This window comes from Jiangella gansuensis DSM 44835 (genome assembly GCF_000515395.1).
Classification (GTDB): Bacteria; Actinomycetota; Actinomycetes; order Jiangellales; family Jiangellaceae; genus Jiangella; species Jiangella gansuensis.
The window spans coordinates 3181310-3198430 of sequence record NZ_KI911782.1 but is presented as its reverse complement, the minus strand read 5'-3'; the positions used below and the strand labels follow the sequence as shown (position 1 = coordinate 3198430).

General features: G+C 71.7%; 21 protein-coding genes and 2 pseudogenes. 5 read left to right on the top strand and 18 right to left on the bottom strand.

All coding sequences use genetic code 11. The features are described 5' to 3' along the window. Positions 1 to 8 precede the first annotated feature (8 nt). The 7 genes from JIAGA_RS30040 to JIAGA_RS0115280 all read right to left on the bottom strand — a co-directional run bounded on the left by JIAGA_RS30040 (position 9) and on the right by JIAGA_RS0115280 (position 4628). Positions 9 to 1250 carry an NAD(P)/FAD-dependent oxidoreductase gene (locus JIAGA_RS30040; protein WP_051426137.1) on the bottom strand — a complete coding sequence of 414 codons (1242 nt, stop codon included), beginning with the start codon at positions 1248 to 1250 and terminating at the stop codon, positions 9 to 11. Next, positions 1247 to 1447: a ferredoxin gene (locus JIAGA_RS0115305; protein WP_035812571.1), complete on the bottom strand. Its 201-nt coding sequence runs from the start codon at positions 1445 to 1447 to the stop codon at positions 1247 to 1249. The genes JIAGA_RS30040 and JIAGA_RS0115305 overlap by 4 nt, the downstream gene beginning before the upstream one ends. Beyond that, a complete protein-coding gene (locus tag JIAGA_RS0115300; protein WP_211239673.1) occupies positions 1444 to 2673 on the bottom strand; it encodes a cytochrome P450 in 1230 nt (409 codons plus the stop codon). Before JIAGA_RS0115300 ends, JIAGA_RS0115305 begins: the two co-directional genes overlap by 4 nt. 79 nt (positions 2674 to 2752) lie before the next feature. Then, positions 2753 to 2935 (bottom strand): hypothetical protein, encoded by a 183-nt coding sequence (locus JIAGA_RS0115295; RefSeq protein ID WP_026876339.1) that lies wholly within the window; start codon positions 2933 to 2935, stop codon positions 2753 to 2755. A gap of 15 nt (positions 2936 to 2950) precedes the next feature. Beyond that, on the bottom strand, positions 2951 to 3610 hold the full coding sequence (locus JIAGA_RS30035; RefSeq protein ID WP_051426136.1) for a winged helix-turn-helix domain-containing protein: 660 nt from the start codon (positions 3608 to 3610) through the stop codon (positions 2951 to 2953). A gap of 162 nt (positions 3611 to 3772) precedes the next feature. Further along, the gene (locus JIAGA_RS0115285; protein WP_026876338.1) at positions 3773 to 4066 is read right to left on the bottom strand and encodes a DUF1905 domain-containing protein; all 294 of its coding nucleotides are present in this window, start codon (positions 4064 to 4066) and stop codon (positions 3773 to 3775) included. A 73-nt stretch (positions 4067 to 4139) separates the two neighbouring features. Then, a complete protein-coding gene (locus JIAGA_RS0115280) occupies positions 4140 to 4628 on the bottom strand; it encodes a cupin domain-containing protein (RefSeq protein ID WP_026876337.1) in 489 nt (162 codons plus the stop codon). A gap of 112 nt (positions 4629 to 4740) precedes the next feature. On the opposite strand from JIAGA_RS0115280, the pseudogene JIAGA_RS35305 reads away from it, so the two are divergent. Further along, a pseudogene (locus tag JIAGA_RS35305) lies at positions 4741 to 4926 on the top strand (aminoglycoside phosphotransferase family protein); the annotation flags it as partial. A 376-nt stretch (positions 4927 to 5302) separates the two neighbouring features. On the opposite strand, the gene JIAGA_RS30025 reads toward JIAGA_RS35305, so the two are convergent. The 9 genes and pseudogenes from JIAGA_RS30025 to JIAGA_RS0115230 all read right to left on the bottom strand — a co-directional run bounded on the left by JIAGA_RS30025 (position 5303) and on the right by JIAGA_RS0115230 (position 10782). Beyond that, positions 5303 to 6763, bottom strand: coding sequence for a mannitol dehydrogenase family protein (locus JIAGA_RS30025; protein WP_051426135.1), 1461 nt, complete (start codon positions 6761 to 6763; stop codon positions 5303 to 5305). Continuing rightward, complete coding sequence (locus JIAGA_RS0115260) at positions 6760 to 7761, bottom strand: LacI family DNA-binding transcriptional regulator (RefSeq protein WP_026876335.1); 1002 nt, start codon at positions 7759 to 7761, stop codon at positions 6760 to 6762. Before JIAGA_RS0115260 ends, JIAGA_RS30025 begins: the two co-directional genes overlap by 4 nt. A gap of 278 nt (positions 7762 to 8039) precedes the next feature. Next, complete coding sequence (locus tag JIAGA_RS0115255; protein ID WP_026876334.1) at positions 8040 to 8429, bottom strand: type II toxin-antitoxin system VapC family toxin; 390 nt, start codon at positions 8427 to 8429, stop codon at positions 8040 to 8042. Positions 8430 to 8432: 3 nt separating this feature from the next. Next, on the bottom strand, positions 8433 to 8762 hold the full coding sequence (locus JIAGA_RS0115250; RefSeq protein WP_211239671.1) for a type II toxin-antitoxin system Phd/YefM family antitoxin: 330 nt from the start codon (positions 8760 to 8762) through the stop codon (positions 8433 to 8435). Between the two features lie 23 nt (positions 8763 to 8785). Next, entirely contained in the window at positions 8786 to 9241 is a 456-nt protein-coding gene (locus JIAGA_RS0115245) for a GNAT family N-acetyltransferase (protein WP_026876332.1), read from the bottom strand. A gap of 203 nt (positions 9242 to 9444) precedes the next feature. Continuing rightward, positions 9445 to 9609, bottom strand: coding sequence for a 50S ribosomal protein L33 (gene rpmG / locus JIAGA_RS35680; protein ID WP_026876331.1), 165 nt, complete (start codon positions 9607 to 9609; stop codon positions 9445 to 9447). Between the two features lie 25 nt (positions 9610 to 9634). Continuing rightward, a pseudogene (locus tag JIAGA_RS35675) lies at positions 9635 to 9754 on the bottom strand (ribosomal protein bL36); the annotation flags it as partial. A 16-nt stretch (positions 9755 to 9770) separates the two neighbouring features. Beyond that, positions 9771 to 9965 carry a hypothetical protein gene (locus tag JIAGA_RS0115235; RefSeq protein ID WP_169738872.1) on the bottom strand — a complete coding sequence of 65 codons (195 nt, stop codon included), beginning with the start codon at positions 9963 to 9965 and terminating at the stop codon, positions 9771 to 9773. Between the two features lie 157 nt (positions 9966 to 10122). Next, positions 10123 to 10782 (bottom strand): TetR/AcrR family transcriptional regulator, encoded by a 660-nt coding sequence (locus JIAGA_RS0115230; protein ID WP_026876329.1) that lies wholly within the window; start codon positions 10780 to 10782, stop codon positions 10123 to 10125. A 119-nt stretch (positions 10783 to 10901) separates the two neighbouring features. Between JIAGA_RS0115230 and JIAGA_RS0115225 the strand changes: the two genes are divergently transcribed. Next, positions 10902 to 11198, top strand: coding sequence for a DUF1905 domain-containing protein (locus JIAGA_RS0115225; RefSeq protein ID WP_026876328.1), 297 nt, complete (start codon positions 10902 to 10904; stop codon positions 11196 to 11198). Positions 11199 to 11217: 19 nt separating this feature from the next. Next, on the top strand, positions 11218 to 12015 hold the full coding sequence (locus tag JIAGA_RS0115220) for an alpha/beta fold hydrolase (protein WP_026876327.1): 798 nt from the start codon (positions 11218 to 11220) through the stop codon (positions 12013 to 12015). A gap of 85 nt (positions 12016 to 12100) precedes the next feature. Here the strand turns inward: JIAGA_RS0115220 and JIAGA_RS30020 are convergent, their stop codons facing one another. Together JIAGA_RS30020 and JIAGA_RS35300 are read right to left on the bottom strand one after the other, a co-directional pair. Continuing rightward, positions 12101 to 14902 (bottom strand): glycoside hydrolase domain-containing protein, encoded by a 2802-nt coding sequence (locus JIAGA_RS30020; protein ID WP_084469703.1) that lies wholly within the window; start codon positions 14900 to 14902, stop codon positions 12101 to 12103. A gap of 132 nt (positions 14903 to 15034) precedes the next feature. Further along, positions 15035 to 15301 carry an SH3 domain-containing protein gene (locus JIAGA_RS35300; protein WP_051426132.1) on the bottom strand — a complete coding sequence of 89 codons (267 nt, stop codon included), beginning with the start codon at positions 15299 to 15301 and terminating at the stop codon, positions 15035 to 15037. Positions 15302 to 15530: 229 nt separating this feature from the next. Here JIAGA_RS35300 and JIAGA_RS30010 point away from each other — a divergent pair, with 229 nt between their 5' ends. Both JIAGA_RS30010 and JIAGA_RS33200 read left to right on the top strand, forming a co-directional pair. Further along, positions 15531 to 16757, top strand: a complete 1227-nt coding sequence (locus tag JIAGA_RS30010; RefSeq protein ID WP_051426131.1) for an ROK family transcriptional regulator — start codon at positions 15531 to 15533, stop codon at positions 16755 to 16757. Further along, positions 16754 to 17116 (top strand): Gfo/Idh/MocA family protein, encoded by a 363-nt coding sequence (locus JIAGA_RS33200; protein ID WP_026876326.1) that lies wholly within the window; start codon positions 16754 to 16756, stop codon positions 17114 to 17116. The genes JIAGA_RS30010 and JIAGA_RS33200 overlap by 4 nt, the downstream gene beginning before the upstream one ends. Positions 17117 to 17121 lie beyond the last annotated feature (5 nt).

Genomic DNA, 17121 nt, shown 5'->3' with positions numbered 1-17121 from the left:
GTTCTCCTCTACGTGTGCGCTGCGGCCGAGGTGCGCGGGGGTGACGGTCGGTCGATGGTGGGCCCGGCGCGGACCGCCTCGGCCCATGGCGCGCCGGCGGTCACCAGCTCGCGTGCCTGCCGCAGCGCTTTCGGCATCCGCCAGCCGACGGCGCCGGTGACGCGTCCGCCGCGTCCGTAGAGCGCGACGAACCGGCGTTCCTCGATGCTCCCGGCCACGACAGCGACGTCGTGGGCGGCGCTCGTCACGCCCCAGGCCTGGAGCCGGACCCCGTACTGATCGCTCCACACGTACGGCACCGGCCGGAACGGCGTGGGTGCGCCGAGGATGCCGGCGGCGACATGCTCGGCCTGCTCGGTGGCGTTGGTGCGGTGCTCGACCCGCATCCGGCCGTGGTCTGGGTGCCGCCAGGACGCGACGTCGCCGGCGGCGTACACGTCGGCGGCCGCCCGGCCGGCGGTGTCGCACTCGACGCCGTCGCCGACCGGGAGACCGCTGCCGGCCAGCCAGTCGGTCGCCGGGCGGGCGCCGATCGCGACGAGTACGGTGTCGGCGGCGATCCGGCTGCCGTCGGTGAGTACGGCGCTCGTGACGCGCCCGTGTTCGGACTCGAGGTTCCGGATGCCGGTGCCCAGCCGCAGGTCGACGCCGTTCTCGGCGTGGAGGGCGGTGAGGGCGCCGCCGACGACGGCGCCGAGCGCGGCCTCGGCGGGCACCGGGCGCGGGTCGATGAGGGTCACCGATATGCCCAGCTCACGGCAGGTGGCGGCCACCTCGGTCCCGAGGAAGCCGGCGCCGACGACGAGCACCCTGCGGGCCGCCGCCACATCGGCGCGGAAGCCCACGACGTCGTCGACGGTTCGCAGCACATGGACGCCGGCCAGCCGGTCGGCCCCCGGCAGCCGCCGCGGCGTCACTCCGGTGGCGATGACGAGAGCGTCGTACGGCAGCCGGTGGCCATCGGCGAGGACGACGGCCTGGTCCGTGCGGTCCACTGCCGCCGCGGGCGAGCCGAGCCGCAGGTCGATGCCCGTGGAGGCGTAATGTCCCGGGTCGCGCAGCGCCGTCGCCGCCGGGTCGCGCCGGCCCGCAAGCACCTCCTTGGACAGCGGCGGCCGGTCGTACGGTGCGTGCGGCTCGGCACCGACGAGTGTCAGGTCGCCCGGGAAGCCGCCGTCGCGCAACGCGTCGGCCACCGTCAGACCGGCCGCCGACGCGCCGACCACCACCACCCGGCGCGGCCCGCTCACGGCTGCACCACCGTGATCGCGACGGCCGGGCAGAGCCGCACCGCCTGCCGGACGGCGTCGTCGTGCTCACTGCCAGGGTCGGCGTCGAGCAGCACGACGGTGCCGGTGTCGTCGTCCTGGTCGAACACGTCCGGTGCCGCCAGGACGCACTGGCCGCCGCCCACGCACGCGTCCACGTCCACCACGATCCGTGTCATCGGGCCACCTGCCAGGTCACCGGCAACTCCGCCAGGCTGGACAGCAGGTACTGGCGGACGGTCAGCTCGTCGGGGTCCACCGCGAGCGCGAGTCCGGGCAGGCGCCGGAACAGGGTCTCGTACACGACGCCGAGCTCCAACCGGGCCAGCGGCTGGCCCAGGCACTGGTGCACGCCGTAGGCAAAGGCGACGTGGTGGCGGGCACCGCGGTGGATGTCCAGGGTGTCCGGGTCGGGAAACGCCCGCGGGTCCCGGTTCGCGGCGGCGAGCGGGGTGATGATGCCGTCGCCGGCCTCGATCACCACCCCGGCGAGCTCGATGTCCTCGGTGGCGACCCGGTTCGGCGAGATCTGGAAGACGCTGATGTAGCGGAGCAGCTCCTCGACGGCGTCCGGCCACAGGTCCGGCGCGGCCCGCAGCTCGGCCAGTTGCTCCGGATGCCGCAGCAGCACCAGAACGCCCAGGGCGATCATGTTCGCCGTCGTGTCGTGGCCGGCGGCCAGCAGGTGCCGGAGAATCGCGACCAGCTGATCGCGGTCGACGGCGCCGGTGCGCAGCTGGTCGCGGATCAGTTCGCTGACGATGTCGTCGCCCGGCTCGCGCTCCTTCGTTGCGACCAGTGCGTCGACGTACGCCAGCATCTCGCTCGTGGCGTGCACGACGTCGTCGGGCGACGAGTCGAGCGCGTTGCGGGCGTGGTCGCGGCTCTGGAAGAAGAACCGCTCCTCGGCCGGGATGCCGAACAGGTGGCAGATGGTGCGGGCCGGAACCTCCAGCGCGACCCGCTCGACCAGGTCGATGGGCGGCCCGGAGCGCTCGGCCCGGTCGATGACGCCGTCGACGATCTCCTGCACGACCGGGCGCATGGACTCGATGCGCTTCACCGTGAAGTACTTCGTCACCATCTTGCGCAGCCGGCCGTGGTCCGGCGGATCCTGCGAGATGAAGGCCCGTTCCGTGCGTTCGGCCGCGGCTCGAGCGGCCGTGGCGAACGGGTGACCGGGGTGCTGCCGGCGCGAGCTGACCCGCGGGTCGGCGAGGACCGCACGCGCCTCCTCGTACCCGGTGACGAGCCATGCCGTGCTCCCGTCCCACAGCCGGACCCGGGCGACCGGGGCGGTCGCACGCAGCTGCGCGTAGGCCGCCGGCGGGTGGAACGGGTTCTCTCGCGGCATCGGGAAGCCCGGCAGGCTCCCGTTCTGCTCCAGCGCGCTCCGCACGGTCACTGACTCGCCCTCCTCGGTCGCAGTGAGGCGAGTGTAGAAATAAATGATGGCGAACTCAATAGTTGAGAAGAAACTTCTTCTACGGCTCCTTGCTGCGCTCCAACCACCGCTCGGGGAGTTGACGGTGCACGTCCTGGAGCCAGCGGTGATAGTCGCGGGTGAGCTCCAGCCGAACCCGCGGCCCGTGTTCCTCGGGGCCGAGCACGGCCAGCAGCTCCTCGGCGCGGTAGTGGCGGCTACGCGACCCTGCTCCCATGATCATCAAGAGTTGTTCCGGTCATGGCCGGGACAACTCTTGATGATCATGGGACGGAGAGGTGGGGAACATCCAGGCGACCAGGCGGACCATCCGGGCGCCCGGCGGCCGCTGCTGCGGATCGTTGCGAACCATCCGCGGCCTGACATGGCGCTCCAGAATCCGCCCGTATTCGGCATACAGCTCGGCGAGCTCGTCGGCGGTGAGCCACACCTGGCTCTCCGACTCCACTGCGGCCGTGCGCCACTCGTCCGGCTCGGACGCCTTGGCCTGCCGCCACGCCGCGAGTGAGCGCACCTGCCGATCGAGCATGACCTCCTGGACGGCATGGACCGCACGGGCCAGCTCGGGCGGCTCGTCGCCGGTTCCGAACACCCGGGCCTCATCGATCAGGCGCCAGCGCCGGGTCCGGCCCGGCCCCGTCCCGGCCTCCTCGACGAACCCGTAACGCGCCAGCTGCCGCAGATGCCAGGAGCAGTTGGCCGGAGACTCCGTCTGCAGCTCCGTGGCCAGCTCCGTCGCGGTGGCCGGACCGAGCTGGACCAGCAGGTCGAGAATGGCCAGCCGCACCGGATGTGCGAGCGCCCGCAGTTCGGCCGGATCGCGCAGCTGCCGAACCGGCACGTCCGGCCGGTCGCCGCCCTCCCCCGCGCCGCTGCGCTCGTCACCGCCTGTGCCCACGCGCCGCCCCTCCCGTCGGAAGGCTCGACGGTAGCGCTCGAAAGGGTCCTTTCGCAAGAACCCCTTCGATAGCTGGCCCAGGCGTTCTCACGCCTCACCAGGCAAGCATTCATGGTGAAGCGTGAGCACCCATGCCGAACGTGATCAATCTCAGGGGGCGGATCAGGCGAGACGTTCGAGTAGGTGCACGGTGACGTCGTCGCCGGGGTTCTTGCCCAGGAGCTTGCGGACGTCGGCCTTCACCGGCAGCTTGTGGGTGCCGTCGCCGATCGCCATGAAGGAACTGCGGAACGGGTGGCCGTCAATGGTGCCGCGCACCTTCACCAGGCCGCGGGTGCCGAAGTACTCGGCGGAGCCGGGCATCTTCACGTAGGTCCAGCCGCCCTGGGCCGGGCTCTTCAGCAGGGGTGCGGTGAACTCCGTGTCGAGTTCACCGGCGCGGGTCGGGTTCGTCATGGTCGCCCTCCTCGTCGTGCTCTCGTGGGTTATGACCGGCGACGGTCCCGGAACTCATCGAGACGGCGGGCGCTCAGGCCCAGTGGTTGTCGTGGCGCTCGTAGAAGGCGCTCTTCTGCTCATCGCTGAGCTGCCCGCCCGCGACCTCGATCAGGCCCTCGAAGTAGCCCTCGCGCGGTGCACCCGGTGTGAACAGCAGGAGCATCGACGCCGGAACGCCGGTGACGCTGCGGAAGCCGTGCAGGCCGCCGGGTGGCACGTACACGTAGTCGCCGGCGTGGGTCTCGATCCATTCGGTGCCGGTGTAGATGCGCATGGTGCCGTCGAGGATGAAGAACGACTCGGAGATGGTCCGGTGGAAATGCGGCGCCGGCCCGGACTCGGTCGGCCCGGCCGTCCAGCGGTACAGGCCGAAGTCGCCGTCGCTGGAGGCGCCGGTCGCGAGGTAGTCGATGGTGACGCCGGAGGACGGATAGGTGAGGTCCGGTCGTTGCCCGGCCGGCCGGAAGGTAGCGCTCACCTCGCCGCCGTCACCGTGGTAGCGGGACTCGGGATACGACAGCAGGCTCATGGTCTCGTCACTTCCGCTCGAGGGCGCGCGCGCCGCGAACCCAGCTTAGGCCGCCGGGGAAAACCGGTGTCGCCTCCGCGCCGGGGCTGGTCGGATTCGCGGCATGGCCGAGGAGGTGCTGCAAGCCGATCCGCACCGCCGGGTGGTGCGCGTCGGCGAAACCGTGCGCCGGCCGGTCATGCCGTGGTCCGCGGCCGTGCAGGCACTGCTGTTGCATCTGGAAGCCGTCGGCTTTCCGTACGCTCCGCGATTCCTCGGCCTCGACGAGCACGGCCGCGAAGTGCTCAGCTAGGCACGACGTCGCGTACGCCCTCGAGTACTCGGCACCCTTCCGCGACGACGCCGAATGTCTGCGCTGGCGCTATCCGGAGCCGCCCGACCGCCGGCGCCGCATCGAGGTCTTCGCCGCCGCCTACGGCCTGACCTCCACGGCTGGGCTGGTCGATGCTGTCATCGAGGTCCAGTGCGACACCATCGAGCAGGTGCGGAGGCTGGCCGCGGCCGGCCGGCAGCCGCACGCGGACTGGGTGGCGGCCGGCCACCTCGACGAACTGCGGTCCCGGGTCGCCTGGAGCGAGGCGAACCGGCACCTGTTCCAGTGACGGACGGACACTCCCTTGATCATCAAGACTTGACCCGCCTATGACCGGGTCAAGTCTTGATGATCATGGGAACTGGCCGACGGCGGTGCTCACCGCGGACGTGAGCGACGCCGACCGGGCCGCCTCGGCGGGCAGCAGCCCGGGAAGCGCGAGCAGCCGCGACACCGGGTCGCCGGAGGCCGTGGCGGCGGCGCGCAGCTCGTCCGCCCGCGGGTCGGGCAGCGGGGCGTCGTCGCGGACGCGTCGCAGCACGAACGCGATCCACGCGGCCAGCCCGTAGGCCGCGCCCTCGGGCACGACGCCTGCGGCCAGGCGGTGCGTCAGCACCTCGCCCCACCGCTGCGGGATCTTCTGGGTGCCGTCCGTGGCGACCTTCTCCGTGGTGTGGCGCAGGTGCGGGTTGGCGAACCGGCCGAGGATCTGTTCGCCGTATGCGGCCAGGTCGAGCCCGGGCGGGGCGGTCAGCGTGGGCAGCGCGTCGTCGAACAGGTACGTGCGGGCGCGTGCGGCGATGGCCGGGTCGGCCACCGCGGCGGAGATGGTGGTGTGCCCGGCGACCGCGCCGGCGTAGGCGATCAACGAGTGGGTGCCGTTGAGCAGCCGCAGCTTGGCGCGTTCCCAGGGCCGCACGTCGTCGGTGAACACCGCGCCGGCCCGTTCCCAGGCCGGCCGGGGCCCGGCGAACCGGTCCTCGACGACCCACTGCCGGAACGGCTCGGCCACCACCACGCCATCGTCGCGCACACCGAGCCGGGCGGCGACGTCGGCGAGGTGCTCGTCGGTGGTGGCCGGAACCAGCCGGTCGACCATGCTGGCCGGGAACGTGACCGCGGTGTCCAGCCACGACAGCAGCGGCGCCGCGGCATCGCCCGGCAGCGCCGCGGTCACCGCCTCGCGCACCAGCCGTTCCAGGACGTGGCCGTTCTCCGCGAGGTTGTCGCACGACAGCACGGTGATCGGTGCACCACCGGCCCGGTGCCGGGCCGCGAGTCCGCGCACCAGGAGCCCGATGGCACTGCCGGCCGGGTGATCGCCGGTGTCGCCCTCGTGCTCTTTCGCAAGGGCGTCGAGGTCGGCCCGGACGGCGGCCACGTCGAGGGTGCCGTCGGGGGTGCGGGCGTACCCCTGCTCGGTGACGGTGAGCGTGATCACGTGCGTGTCGGGCGCGGCGACGGCGGCGAGCACCCGGGCGGCCTCCTCGGCCGGGAAGGCGACGTCGAGCACCGACCCGACCACGCGCAGCGACGACTCGTCCGTGCCGAGCGTCAGAACCCCGAACAGGCCGTCCTGCGGGCGCAACTGGTCGCGGACCGTGGCCGAGCGCTGCGTGACCCCGAGGATGCCCCAGCGGGTGTCGCCGGTGGCGAGCAGCGCGTCCTCGGTGAAGACGGCCTGGTGGGCGCGGTGGAAGGCACCGATGCCGAGGTGCACGATGCCCACCCGCTCCGGGCGCACCGGCGGCCGGGTGACGTCCGCGGTGTCGGCTCCGGCCGTCAGCCAGTCGCCGCCCAGCCGGCCGGTCACGGCGCGACCCCGGTGGACGCCCGCACCACGAGTTCCACGGGAACCCGCAGCCGGCCGCCGTCGTCGGAAGGCCCCGCGGCGGCGGTGCGCCGGGACTGCCGCACGGCCTCGAGCACGACGTCCGTGGCAGCGGCGCCCAAGGCGCGCAAGTCGGCACCGACGCTGGTCAACGCCGGGGAGGCCAGCGTGGCCACGAAGGTGTCGTCCCAGCCCACGACGCTGAGATCGCGGGGCACGTCGAGCCCGCGAGCCCGGAACCGTTCGATGAGCCCGATGGCGACGAGGTCGTTGTACGCCACCACCGCGGTGGCGCCGGAGGCGACGACGAGGTCCGCGGCGGCGTGCCCGCCGGCGACGTGCGGGCGGAAGGCACCCAGCTGGACGATGCGCACGTCAGGAAGCTCACGGGCGGCACGGTCGAGGCCGTCGCGGCGGCGCCCGTCCGACCACGCGCGGTCCGGGCCGCCGACATAGGCGATACGGCGATGTCCCAAGGCACGCAGGTGCTCGACGGCCTGCCGCACGCCGGAGGCGTCGTCGGCGACGACCGACGCGCTGGTTCCGAGCTCGCGGTTGACCAGCACCAGCGGCAGATCACCAGCGGCCTCGAGGTCGTGTTCGGCCGCCCGCGGCGAGCACAGCACCAGGCCGTCGACCTGGGGGCACATGCCGCGCACGAGGTCCACCTCGAGCTCGGGGTCCTCACCGGTGTCGGCGACCAGGACCGCGTAGCCGGTGGCCCGGGCCCGCGCCTGCGCGCCCTTGGTGAGCGAGGCGAAGTAGGGGTTCTCCAGGTCGGGAACCACGAAGCCGACGGCGTCGGTACGGCCGGCTCGCAGCCGGCTGGCCGCCGAGTTCGGCCGGTATCCCAGCTCCCGCGCGGCGACGACCACCCGGGTACGCGTGCCCTCGGCAACCCGCTCCGGCGCCGCGAGCGCCCGGGAGACGGTGGAGATGGAGACGCCGGCGGCTCGCGCGACGTCGTGAACGGTGACCAACCGTGGCCTCCCTGGACGGCAGTAGTGCAAACGATCCTACCAATCGATGCACGAACAGCTTTAAGGACAGGTCATCAGGGTTACCGGCGGTATGAAAACGTCCGCATCGGATGCCGCGGGCGATCGCACGGCGACCCGCCTCGGGCGGCGGCTCGGACCCCGCGACCGGGCTGGCGCTGACGACGGGGGGACCAGGGCTCGTTGTCGCCCGGCCGTGATGCGGCCAGCCGGGATGTCGCGGCGACGCCGGGGCGGCGGCGACTAAACCCTTGCGCCGATCAGGACGGCGCGACGACAGCCAGGCCGTTGCCACGCACGGCGGCGGCCAGCCGCTCGTCGTAGGTCACGAAAGCCTCCAGATCCGGGGCAAGCTCCAGCGCCGTCGCCAGGTGCAGAGCATCAAGAGTTCGCAGCGCCGGCGGGCGCAGCGCGGCGGCGTCGGCACGTACCTGCCGATCGAGTTCCAACCGGTCGCACTGCGCCAGCACACCTGGGACATGAGTCAATGCGGCTGGGTCCGCCAGGGAGATTGCCCGCGTCAGCTCGACCTCGGACAGGCCTGACGTCACCCAATCACCGGGCGCCTTCGCCAGCCAGTCGATCAGCGCCTTGGTCTCCACCTCGATGCGACACAGCTTCACCAGGGCGGAGGTGTCGAGGTAGAGCAATGCTCAGTACCTCTCATCGTCCCGCATCGCACGCAGCACAGCCGACCCAGCGTTCTCGGCGTCCACCGGCTCCGACGCTGATCGACGCTCCAGCGTGGCCAACAGTGCACGACGATCACCCGTCGCGACCTCGAGGCGACCCTGAGCAGTCAATCGGGCACGCGTGTCGTCAGAGTCGCGCGCAGGCACGATGCGCCCGATAACCCGTCCACGCTCGGTGATCTCCACCGTCTCACCCGCCTTGACCCGGCGCAGGACGCGAGAGGTCTCATGAGACAGCTCCCGGATCGAGACAGCAACCATGACGAAAGGTACCACGAAGTTGTGGGACATTTCCTGGCTCCCCGCGCTGCCGATCACAGGGTGCGGGTCATGAAGACGCTGAGCGGGTCCGGCCGGTAGTCGGCGAAGGGTTCGCAGTAGCCGAACCCGAACTTCTCGTAGAGCCGCCGGGCGGGCAGGAAGAACGCGTCCGAGCCGGTCTCCAGGCTGATCCGGACGAAGCCCACCGTCCGCGCCTCGCCGAGGATGTGCTCCAGCAGCCGGGAGGCGATGCCGCCGCGCTGCCGGGCGGGCGCCGTCCGCATGGACTTGAGCTCGGCGTGCTGGGCGTCAAGGCGCTTGATCGCACCGCAGCCGACGACCCGTCCGGCCTCCGTGGCCGTCCAGAAGGTGACCTCCGGCCGCCGCAACCCGTCCAGGTCGAGGGCGTGCTTGCTCTCCGGCGGAGTGATGGAGAGCATCTGCTGGACGTGTTCATCGAGGAAGCCGGCGATCTCCGGGCCGGTCAGGTCGTCGACCGCGATCCTCATCTGGTTCACCTTCGTGCTGTGGCGCCGCGCTGACAGGTCCGAACGTACGTCGAGCCAGATGTCGAGCGGGTTTCAGCACGTTGCGACCGGGTGTCGCGATGTCATCGACCCAGGTCGGCCAGGTCCCCGGTGCCGTGGACTTCGTAGACGGCGCCGGCGTCGCAGACCACACATGGCCGCGCTGATTGTCGACGTGGCCGCCGTCAGCGTTCCTCGCGGAACTCCACGTGCCGCCGGGCTACGGGGTCGTACTTGCGCAGCATCATGCGGTCGGGGTCATTGCGGCGGTTCTTGCGGGTCACATACGTGTAGCCGGTGCCTGCGGTCGAGCGCAGCTTGACCACCGGACGCAGGTCGGTTCGGGCCATGGCGGCCCTCCTTTCGCGGGAATCGGCCCTGGCGGGCCTGGAGGCGCGGGTTCTGCATGTTGATGACGAAGACGCCGCCACGGCGGCGCACCACCTGCGAGCCGGGCGCCCTCTTCAGCGACTTCAGCGAGTTGCGGACCTTCATCGGGGTCTCCCTTCGTTCACGCGGCCCGGCGAACGGCACCGAGCCAGGACTCGAAACCGGCGCCCGAGACCTCCCACCGGGTTCCTCTCCTGGCGGCTTCGGCGTCGTCGAGCAGGCACTGCTCGAAGGCGCCGGCGACCTCGTCCCGGCCGTCGTCGAGTCCGGTGACGACGATCCGGGTGACCGGCCGCGGGGTGCCGCAGCCGCGCACCGCTCCGATACTGAGCTGACCGCCGGCCGCCACCTCTCTAGCTATTGCGAATCACTTTCACTAACCCCCGCCAGCGCGGCAGACATTCCCCGGGCCCTCCGACCATCCCATGATCATCAAGAGTTGGCCCGGTCATAGCCGGGTCAAGTCTTGATGATCATGGGAGGGCGGGCCGGCCGGGAGCGGCCCCGAAGGCGACCAGGAAGATGCGCACCGCTTCGGCGGCGTGCCGGCGCAGCTCGTCGCGGCCGGGCACCGCGGCGTCGCCGAGCATCATGGCGCGGTTCAACGGCGCGGCCATGACCAGCCAGTTGAACCATTCCGCCGCGGCCTCGGCGTCGTCGGCCCGGAGCAGGCCCCGCTCGCGCAGCGTGTCGAAGGTCTGCGCGATCTGGGTGATCGCGCGGCGTGGGCCGCGTTCGTAGAGCACCCTGGCCAGGTCGGGGAACCTCGCCACCTCCCCGATGACCAGCCGGCGCAGTTGCAGCAGGCTCGGCTGCATGACGGTGAGCAACTGCCGCTCGGCGTAGTCGCGCAGGTAGATCTCGAGGACGGCCTCGTCGACGAGGTCGGGCCGGTCGTGGTGCACGCGGTCGCCGGCGGCGTCCGTCATCGAGGTGACGATCTCGATGAACAGCGCCTCCTTGTTGCCGAAGTGCGCGTACACGGTCTGCTTGGAGACGCCGGACCGGGACGCGACCAGGTCCATGTTGGTGCCCAGATAGCCCTGACTGAGGAAGACCTCCTGCGCGGCCTGGAGGATCGCACGGCGCTTCTCCTGCGACCTCGTTCTGGACGGTGGGGTGGCGTCGGCCATGACCGCTCCCTTCGCGGGCGGGCCGCGTCCAACGCACGCCGGCCGCCGCTTGACCTGACTGGACGGGCCAGTCTAGTGTCACTGGACTGGACCGTCCAGTTTGCTTGAGGAGCGAAGCCATGACCAGCACCGCGATCACCGTCGGCAGCATCGACGTGAGGTTCACCGCGACCATCCGGCAGGACGACACCCCCGGCGGATGGGCCGTCGTGACAGTGCCCGCCTCGGGTGAGCTCTTCGGCACCCGCCGGCCGGTCAAGGTCACCGGGACGCTCGACGGGCAGGCGTTCCAGGCCACCCTGCTGCCCCAGGGCGACGGCACGCACATGCTCCCCATCCGAGCCGCGCTGCGGGCGGCCACCGGCAAAGGCAGCGGCGACGAGGTCGCTGTCCACCTCGACCAACGACTCAGCTGACCTCGATCGGAGCCGCACCATGACCGAATTCGTCACCACCGCGCTCGGCGACCGCGTCGCCTACGACCGCTACGGCGAGGGCCCCGGCCTGATCTTCATCGCCGGCGCCGGACCCTTCCGGGCCATCGACCCGGTGACCACCGAGACCGCGGAACTGGCTGCCCGGGAGGGTATCGCCACCGTGGTCTACGACCGGCTCGGCCGCGGCGAGAGCCACGCCGAGGGCAACATCGGCCTCGACCGCGAGTTCGCGGCACTGTCGGCACTGATCGACGTGCTCGGCGGCCGGGCGGTGCTGTGCGGCCACTCCTCCGGCTGCTCGATCGCGCTCGCCGCCGCCGACGCCGGCCTGCCGGTCGACGGCCTGGCGCTCTGGGAGGCGCCCATCGCGCCGACCGGAACCGCCGCGGCATGGATCGCCGAGGTCGAGCGGCGCATGGACGCCGGCGACCTCGACGGCGCGCTCGCCCACTACATGAAGGACATGCCGCCGGAGTGGCTCGAGGAGTCCCGCAAGGACCCCATGTACCCGCAGTTCGTCGCCCAGGTCGTCAGCTACCGGGCCGACGGGGAGTCGCTGGTGTGGGCCGACTCCGCGCCGCACCGGGAACTGTTCGCCGGCATCACGGTGCCGGTGCGGTTCATGATGGGCACCGAGACCTTCCCGGAGATGTACGTCGCCGCCGACTCCGTCGTCGACGCCATCCCCACTGCCACGAAGACGGAGCTGCCCGGCGCGCATCACACCTGGGAATCCGCGCCCATGGCCACGGAGCTGGCCCGTTTCGTCCGGGAGAGTTCCGCGGTCACAGGCTGAACCGTCGCCCCGCCACGCACTTCTGGAGACTCATGCACCCTGAAGGGGGCCCGGAAGGGTGCATAAGCCTCCAGAAGTGGGACGCTCAGCAGCGCAGCCAGGCGCCGGCCCAGTTGCCGTGGTCGCGCGCGACGCCGTCGCCGCCGTCGTCGACGACGAGAGCCAGCTCCCGCACGCCGGTCACGTCCAGGTCGACCCAGCGCGCGGCCGAGGTCTGCGTCATGACCGGCGAGGCGAAGATCTCCCGGCCGTCGGCCTCGACCCGGAACCGGATGCTCCCGCCGGCCACCTCGTCGTCGAGACCGATGTCGGTCTGGAACCGGGTGCAGCTGCCGGCCAGGTCCAGGGTGATCCGCGACGGCGCGTGGACCCCGACGCCGACGCCGTACTCGCGGCCGTTGATGGTCATCCGGGCGCCGTCGCCGGGCTGATCCTCGCCGTTGCTGGTGTTGCGTTCGGCCGGTCCCCAGCCGTTCGTCTCCGACGCCCATTCCCACTCGGACACGTGCCGCCCGCCGGAGACGATGTCGACCCGGCCGCTGCCGATGGTGGCGCCACCGTGCCGGATCTCGGCCGTGACGGTGGTCCACCCGGTCCGGCCCTCCGGCCGCAGTTCCACCGTCGCGTCCACGGTCTCCCCCGGCGGGACCGTCACCCGCGACGTCGGCGTGTCGGTCTGCCAGAACCCGAGGTTGCCCACGACCAGGTCGACGGCCTGCTCCTGGCTCGACGCGTTGGCCACCGGCACCGTCACGGTGACCGGGGCCGTCGCGTCCGGCGAGCTGGCGGGCGAGGCGGCCGGCGGGCCGGTCAGCTCCACCGGCGGCCGGACCGTCAGGTCGGTCGCGAAGTCCGCGCGGGTCCGCCCGCCCGGGTCGGTCACCGCGCCACCGAGGTACAGGTAGCCGCCGGCGTCGTCGTCGACGGTGACCCGCACGGTCCAGCTGGCCTGCTCTCCCGGCAGCAGCGCACCCGGCCGCGGCGCGGACACCACCTGCGCGGACCAGCCGGGCTGGTCGGGCAGGTCCAGTCGGGGCGACGGCACCGGACGCTCACCGCTGGCCGTCGCGGTGACGGTCAACTCGACGGTGTCGCCCGTGACCACTTCGGAGTCCGGCCGGGACACGGCGACGGTCAGGTCTCCGTCCGGACGCAGCCCGTCGACGACGGCGTGCCGGCCCAGCAGCATCGCCGACCACGCCGGCGCGCTGCTCTCCGCCCGCGGGTCGATCGCGTCGAGGACCTGGGTGAACAGCGGGTCGTCGCGGCCGTAACGCTCGGCGTAGAGCCGCAGCAGCTCGGCGTCGTCCAGGCCGTCGGTGAACGTCTCCCAGCGGATCGACGAGACCGGCCCGTCCTCGCCCGGGTAGACGATATACTCGTCGCCCTGGCCGTAGCGGAAGCTGGGGTCGGCGTAGACGTCCTCGGGCCACGAGTTGTAGGTCCAGCGCAGGTAGCCGTCGAGGTTCTTCTGTGCGACCACCCAGCCCAGTACCCGCGCCGAGACCGGCGGCGAGGCGGTCACCGTGTTGGGCCGCAGCGGGTTGAAGTAGGTGTAGAACAGGGTCGGCTTGCCCTCGGCCCGGCGCTGGGCGATGTCCTCGTCCGGCACGCTGTCCAGGAACGAGTAGTTGTAGCTGACGTACTCGGCGAAGTCCTGCACGTCCAGGCTGTTGGCGGCGATCGCGACCTTGTCCAGCCACTGCGGCGCCTCGTCGGCGAGGACGTCGAACACCACTTCCATCTCGTTCGCCGGCCGCTCGTCGAAGCCGAGCGACGCGTCGTCGAACCAGCCGCGCTCGGTCAGGTGCTCGGTGAACGCGTCCAGGAACTGGCCCCAGCCGTCCCGGTAGCGCTCGTCGCCGAGGTCGACCTCCTCGACCACCCGCTCGCCCGTTCGGGTGTCGGTGTAGACGAAACGCTCGCGGTGGTCGAACTGGAGCATCGCGAAGGCGTGGATGCGTTCTCCGATGCCGGCCGCCCGGGACTCCTCCACGTAGCGGTCGAACACGCTGAAGTCGAAGTCGAACCGCTCGCCGTCCCAGCGCCACTCGACCGTGGAGGCGAAGTGACTCCACGTCTGTGGCCGCCACTGGCCCTGGTGGTCCACCATCCACGGGTCCTCGGTGACGGCGACGTTGACCACCCGCTGGCCGTGAACCGCGAGGTCACGCAGGTACGGACGCAGTGCCGCCCAGTGCTCCTCGCTCCACAGTGCGGTGCCTGTCTGGTCGGCGACGGCGTCCGGGTGCGCCCAGAGGTCCAACATGAACGGCCGGTCGACCATCGGCTCCACGGCGGCGTCGGCGACGATCACCTGCAGCGGCCACCGGCCGAGCTCAGCGCCGTCGGCGGCGACCTCCACGGTGGCCGTATAGGCCCCCGGCGCGGCATCGCCTGGAATGTCGACCGTGAACCAGATCGGCTGGTTCGCGTTCTCGGGCACGTCGACGGCGTCGGTCTCCCGCAAGGGGTCGGCCACGACACCACCGGAGTCGAACGGGATGAACTGCGGGTACCGCACCTGGACGGCGCCGGCAGGCAGCGCACCGCCGTGCCGGGAACGCAACTGGCCCACCGACACGGACAGCCCGGCGAGCCCGTCCGGAGCGTGCACCGCGAGCTGAGCGGAGCCGCGCCCGCCGGCCGGGGACTCCAGCCGGAGGGCCTCGCCGTTCCGGACCGGCGCGCCGGGGCCGGCGTCGCGCTCCACCCGGACGAACGACGAGCTGGCGAACGACCCCGTCGGCAGCCACAGCACGGGTCCGGCGTCGACGGCGGCTGAGCCGGTCGCCGCTGACGCGGGTGCCGAGCCGGATGGCAGGACGGCAGCGGAGGTGACCACGACGGCGGCCAGAGCGAGCATGGTGCGCAAACCTCGACTCATTGCCTACTCCTGATCGGACGATGAATGATCCGAGCAGATTCGCGCATGGTGGCCGGTTTGGTCAAGAGGTCGCCCCATTGATCACGGCGCGATGTGTACGGCTATGGCGACGAGAAAAGCGCCATGATCAGGTCAGGCCGGACGAAAGCAGCTGTGCGGCACCCACCCGGTCCGGCCCTCGGCGTCCTCGCACCAGCTCCAGCCCGACTCGGGGTCGTCCTCCAGCACGGTAACCTCAGCGCCCGCGACAGCCGGCAGCTCCTGCGTGGTGTAACCGCGCAGCACCGTCGCCACCGGCCGGGCGGCGTCGAGGTGGCGTTCGGGCACGCAGCCGCTGCCGCCCTCAAAAGTCACGAAGACGAACGCCGGCCAGGTGGTGTCGTGCTCACCAACCCGCACCTGTTCGCCGGGCGTGATCCGCAGCGGCGGCGCCTCGACGGGATCTCGTGATCGGTGACCACCACTGTGGGCCCGAGCTGCACTGGCGCTCCTCCTCGATGGGACGGGCAGACCTCCCGACGCTAGCGCCCGAATCCGGCAAACCGGCGGCATGACGCCGACGAGAGTTGCGCTGAGGCTTTGACTGTTTTACGATCGAAGTAATCCGATCAACAGACTAAGGTGTGCGATGAGCGATCCACGGCCGGTCCGGCCGACGAAGAACGATGGTGGAGCCATCGCCAGCGCGGCCGCGATGGTCGGCGTCATCCGCTCGTCGCAGGACGGAGCCTCCCGGGCGGAGATCGGCGCGGCCACCGGCCTGAGTAAGGCCGTCGTCTCCGAGCGGATCCGATCCCTCGTCGGCGCAGGGCTGCTGGAGGAGGCGGGCGCATTCGGCAGCACCGGCGGACGGCGCGCCACCCGGATCCGGTTCCGCTCCAACCTGGTGGTCGTCGCCGCGGAGGTCGCGATGACTCATGTCCGGGCCGCCGTGGTCACTCTCACCGGTCGGATCCTGGCCGACGAGAAGCTCCCCCTGTCGATGCGGCAGGGGCCGGAGCCGGTGTTGGCCACGTTGGAGACGCTCGTGGAACGGCAGCTGAATCGCGCGCAGGAGGCCGCAGGAGACGCGTTGGCCCTGTGCGGCATCGGCGCCGGGATCGCCGGCCCCGTTGAATTCGCGACTGGCCGCACCGTCCAGCCGCCCGTGCACCCCGACTGGCACGACCAGCCGGTCCGGGACCGCCTCGCCGTGCGGTTCGGCGTGCCGGCCTGGGCAGACAACGAGGTCAACCTGATGGCACTGGCCGAGCAGCACCAGGGAGCCGGTGCAAAGGTCGCGGACTCCCTCGTGGTGAAGATCGGGTCGTGGGTCGGGGCCGGCCTGATCTCCAACGGCCGGCTGCACCGTGGCGCGCAGGGAAGCGCCGGGAGCCTCGTCACCACTGCGGGTGGCGACGACATCGCCGCGCGCGCGGAACTGCTGGCCATCAGCGGTCAGAGCACCGGCTTGGCCGCCGCCGCCGCGGAGGGACCGATCACCGCCCAACTCGTGGCCCAGCTCGCACAGCTGGGCGACGAGGACTGCCGGCGGATCCTCGGCGAGGCGGCCGAGGACATCGGGACCGTCCTGTCGGTTCTCGTCGACTTCTTCAACCCTGCGGTCCTCGTCGTGACCGGGGGCGTGGCAAGCGGCGGCGACGCTTTCCTCGCCCGAATCCGCGAGACCATCTACCGGCGTTCCCTGGCACTGGCCACCCGCGACCTGCGGATCGTGCCGTCCGAGCTGGGCCCCGACGCGGCGATCCTCGGCGCCGCCGTCATGACCGTCGAGGAGCTCACCACTCCCGCGGCGCTCGGCGACACCCTCACCCGGCTGCGCACGTCCACCACCACGACGGTGGGCGCCGAGTGATCCGGGTAGGCGTGGCCGGCGCATCGGGCGTCGGGGCCGCACACGTCGCCGCATTGCGGCGGATTGCGGGCGTCGAGGTGGTCGCGGTGAGCGGCTCCACCCGTGAGTCGGCCGCGCGCGCCGCAAAAAGGCTCGACGTACCGGCCGCGTTCGCCTCGGAGCACGAGCTCATCGACGCGGGTGAGCTGGACGCGATCCATCTCTGCACGCCCAACGACCGGCACGTCCCGGCCGCGCGAGCGGCCTTTGCAGCCGGCCTGCACGTAGTCTGCGAGAAACCCCTGGCCACCACCGCTGCTGACGCGGCAGGCCTCGCCGCCCTGGCGCGGGCCTCGGCCACCGCCTCGACGGTCGGGTAGCACTA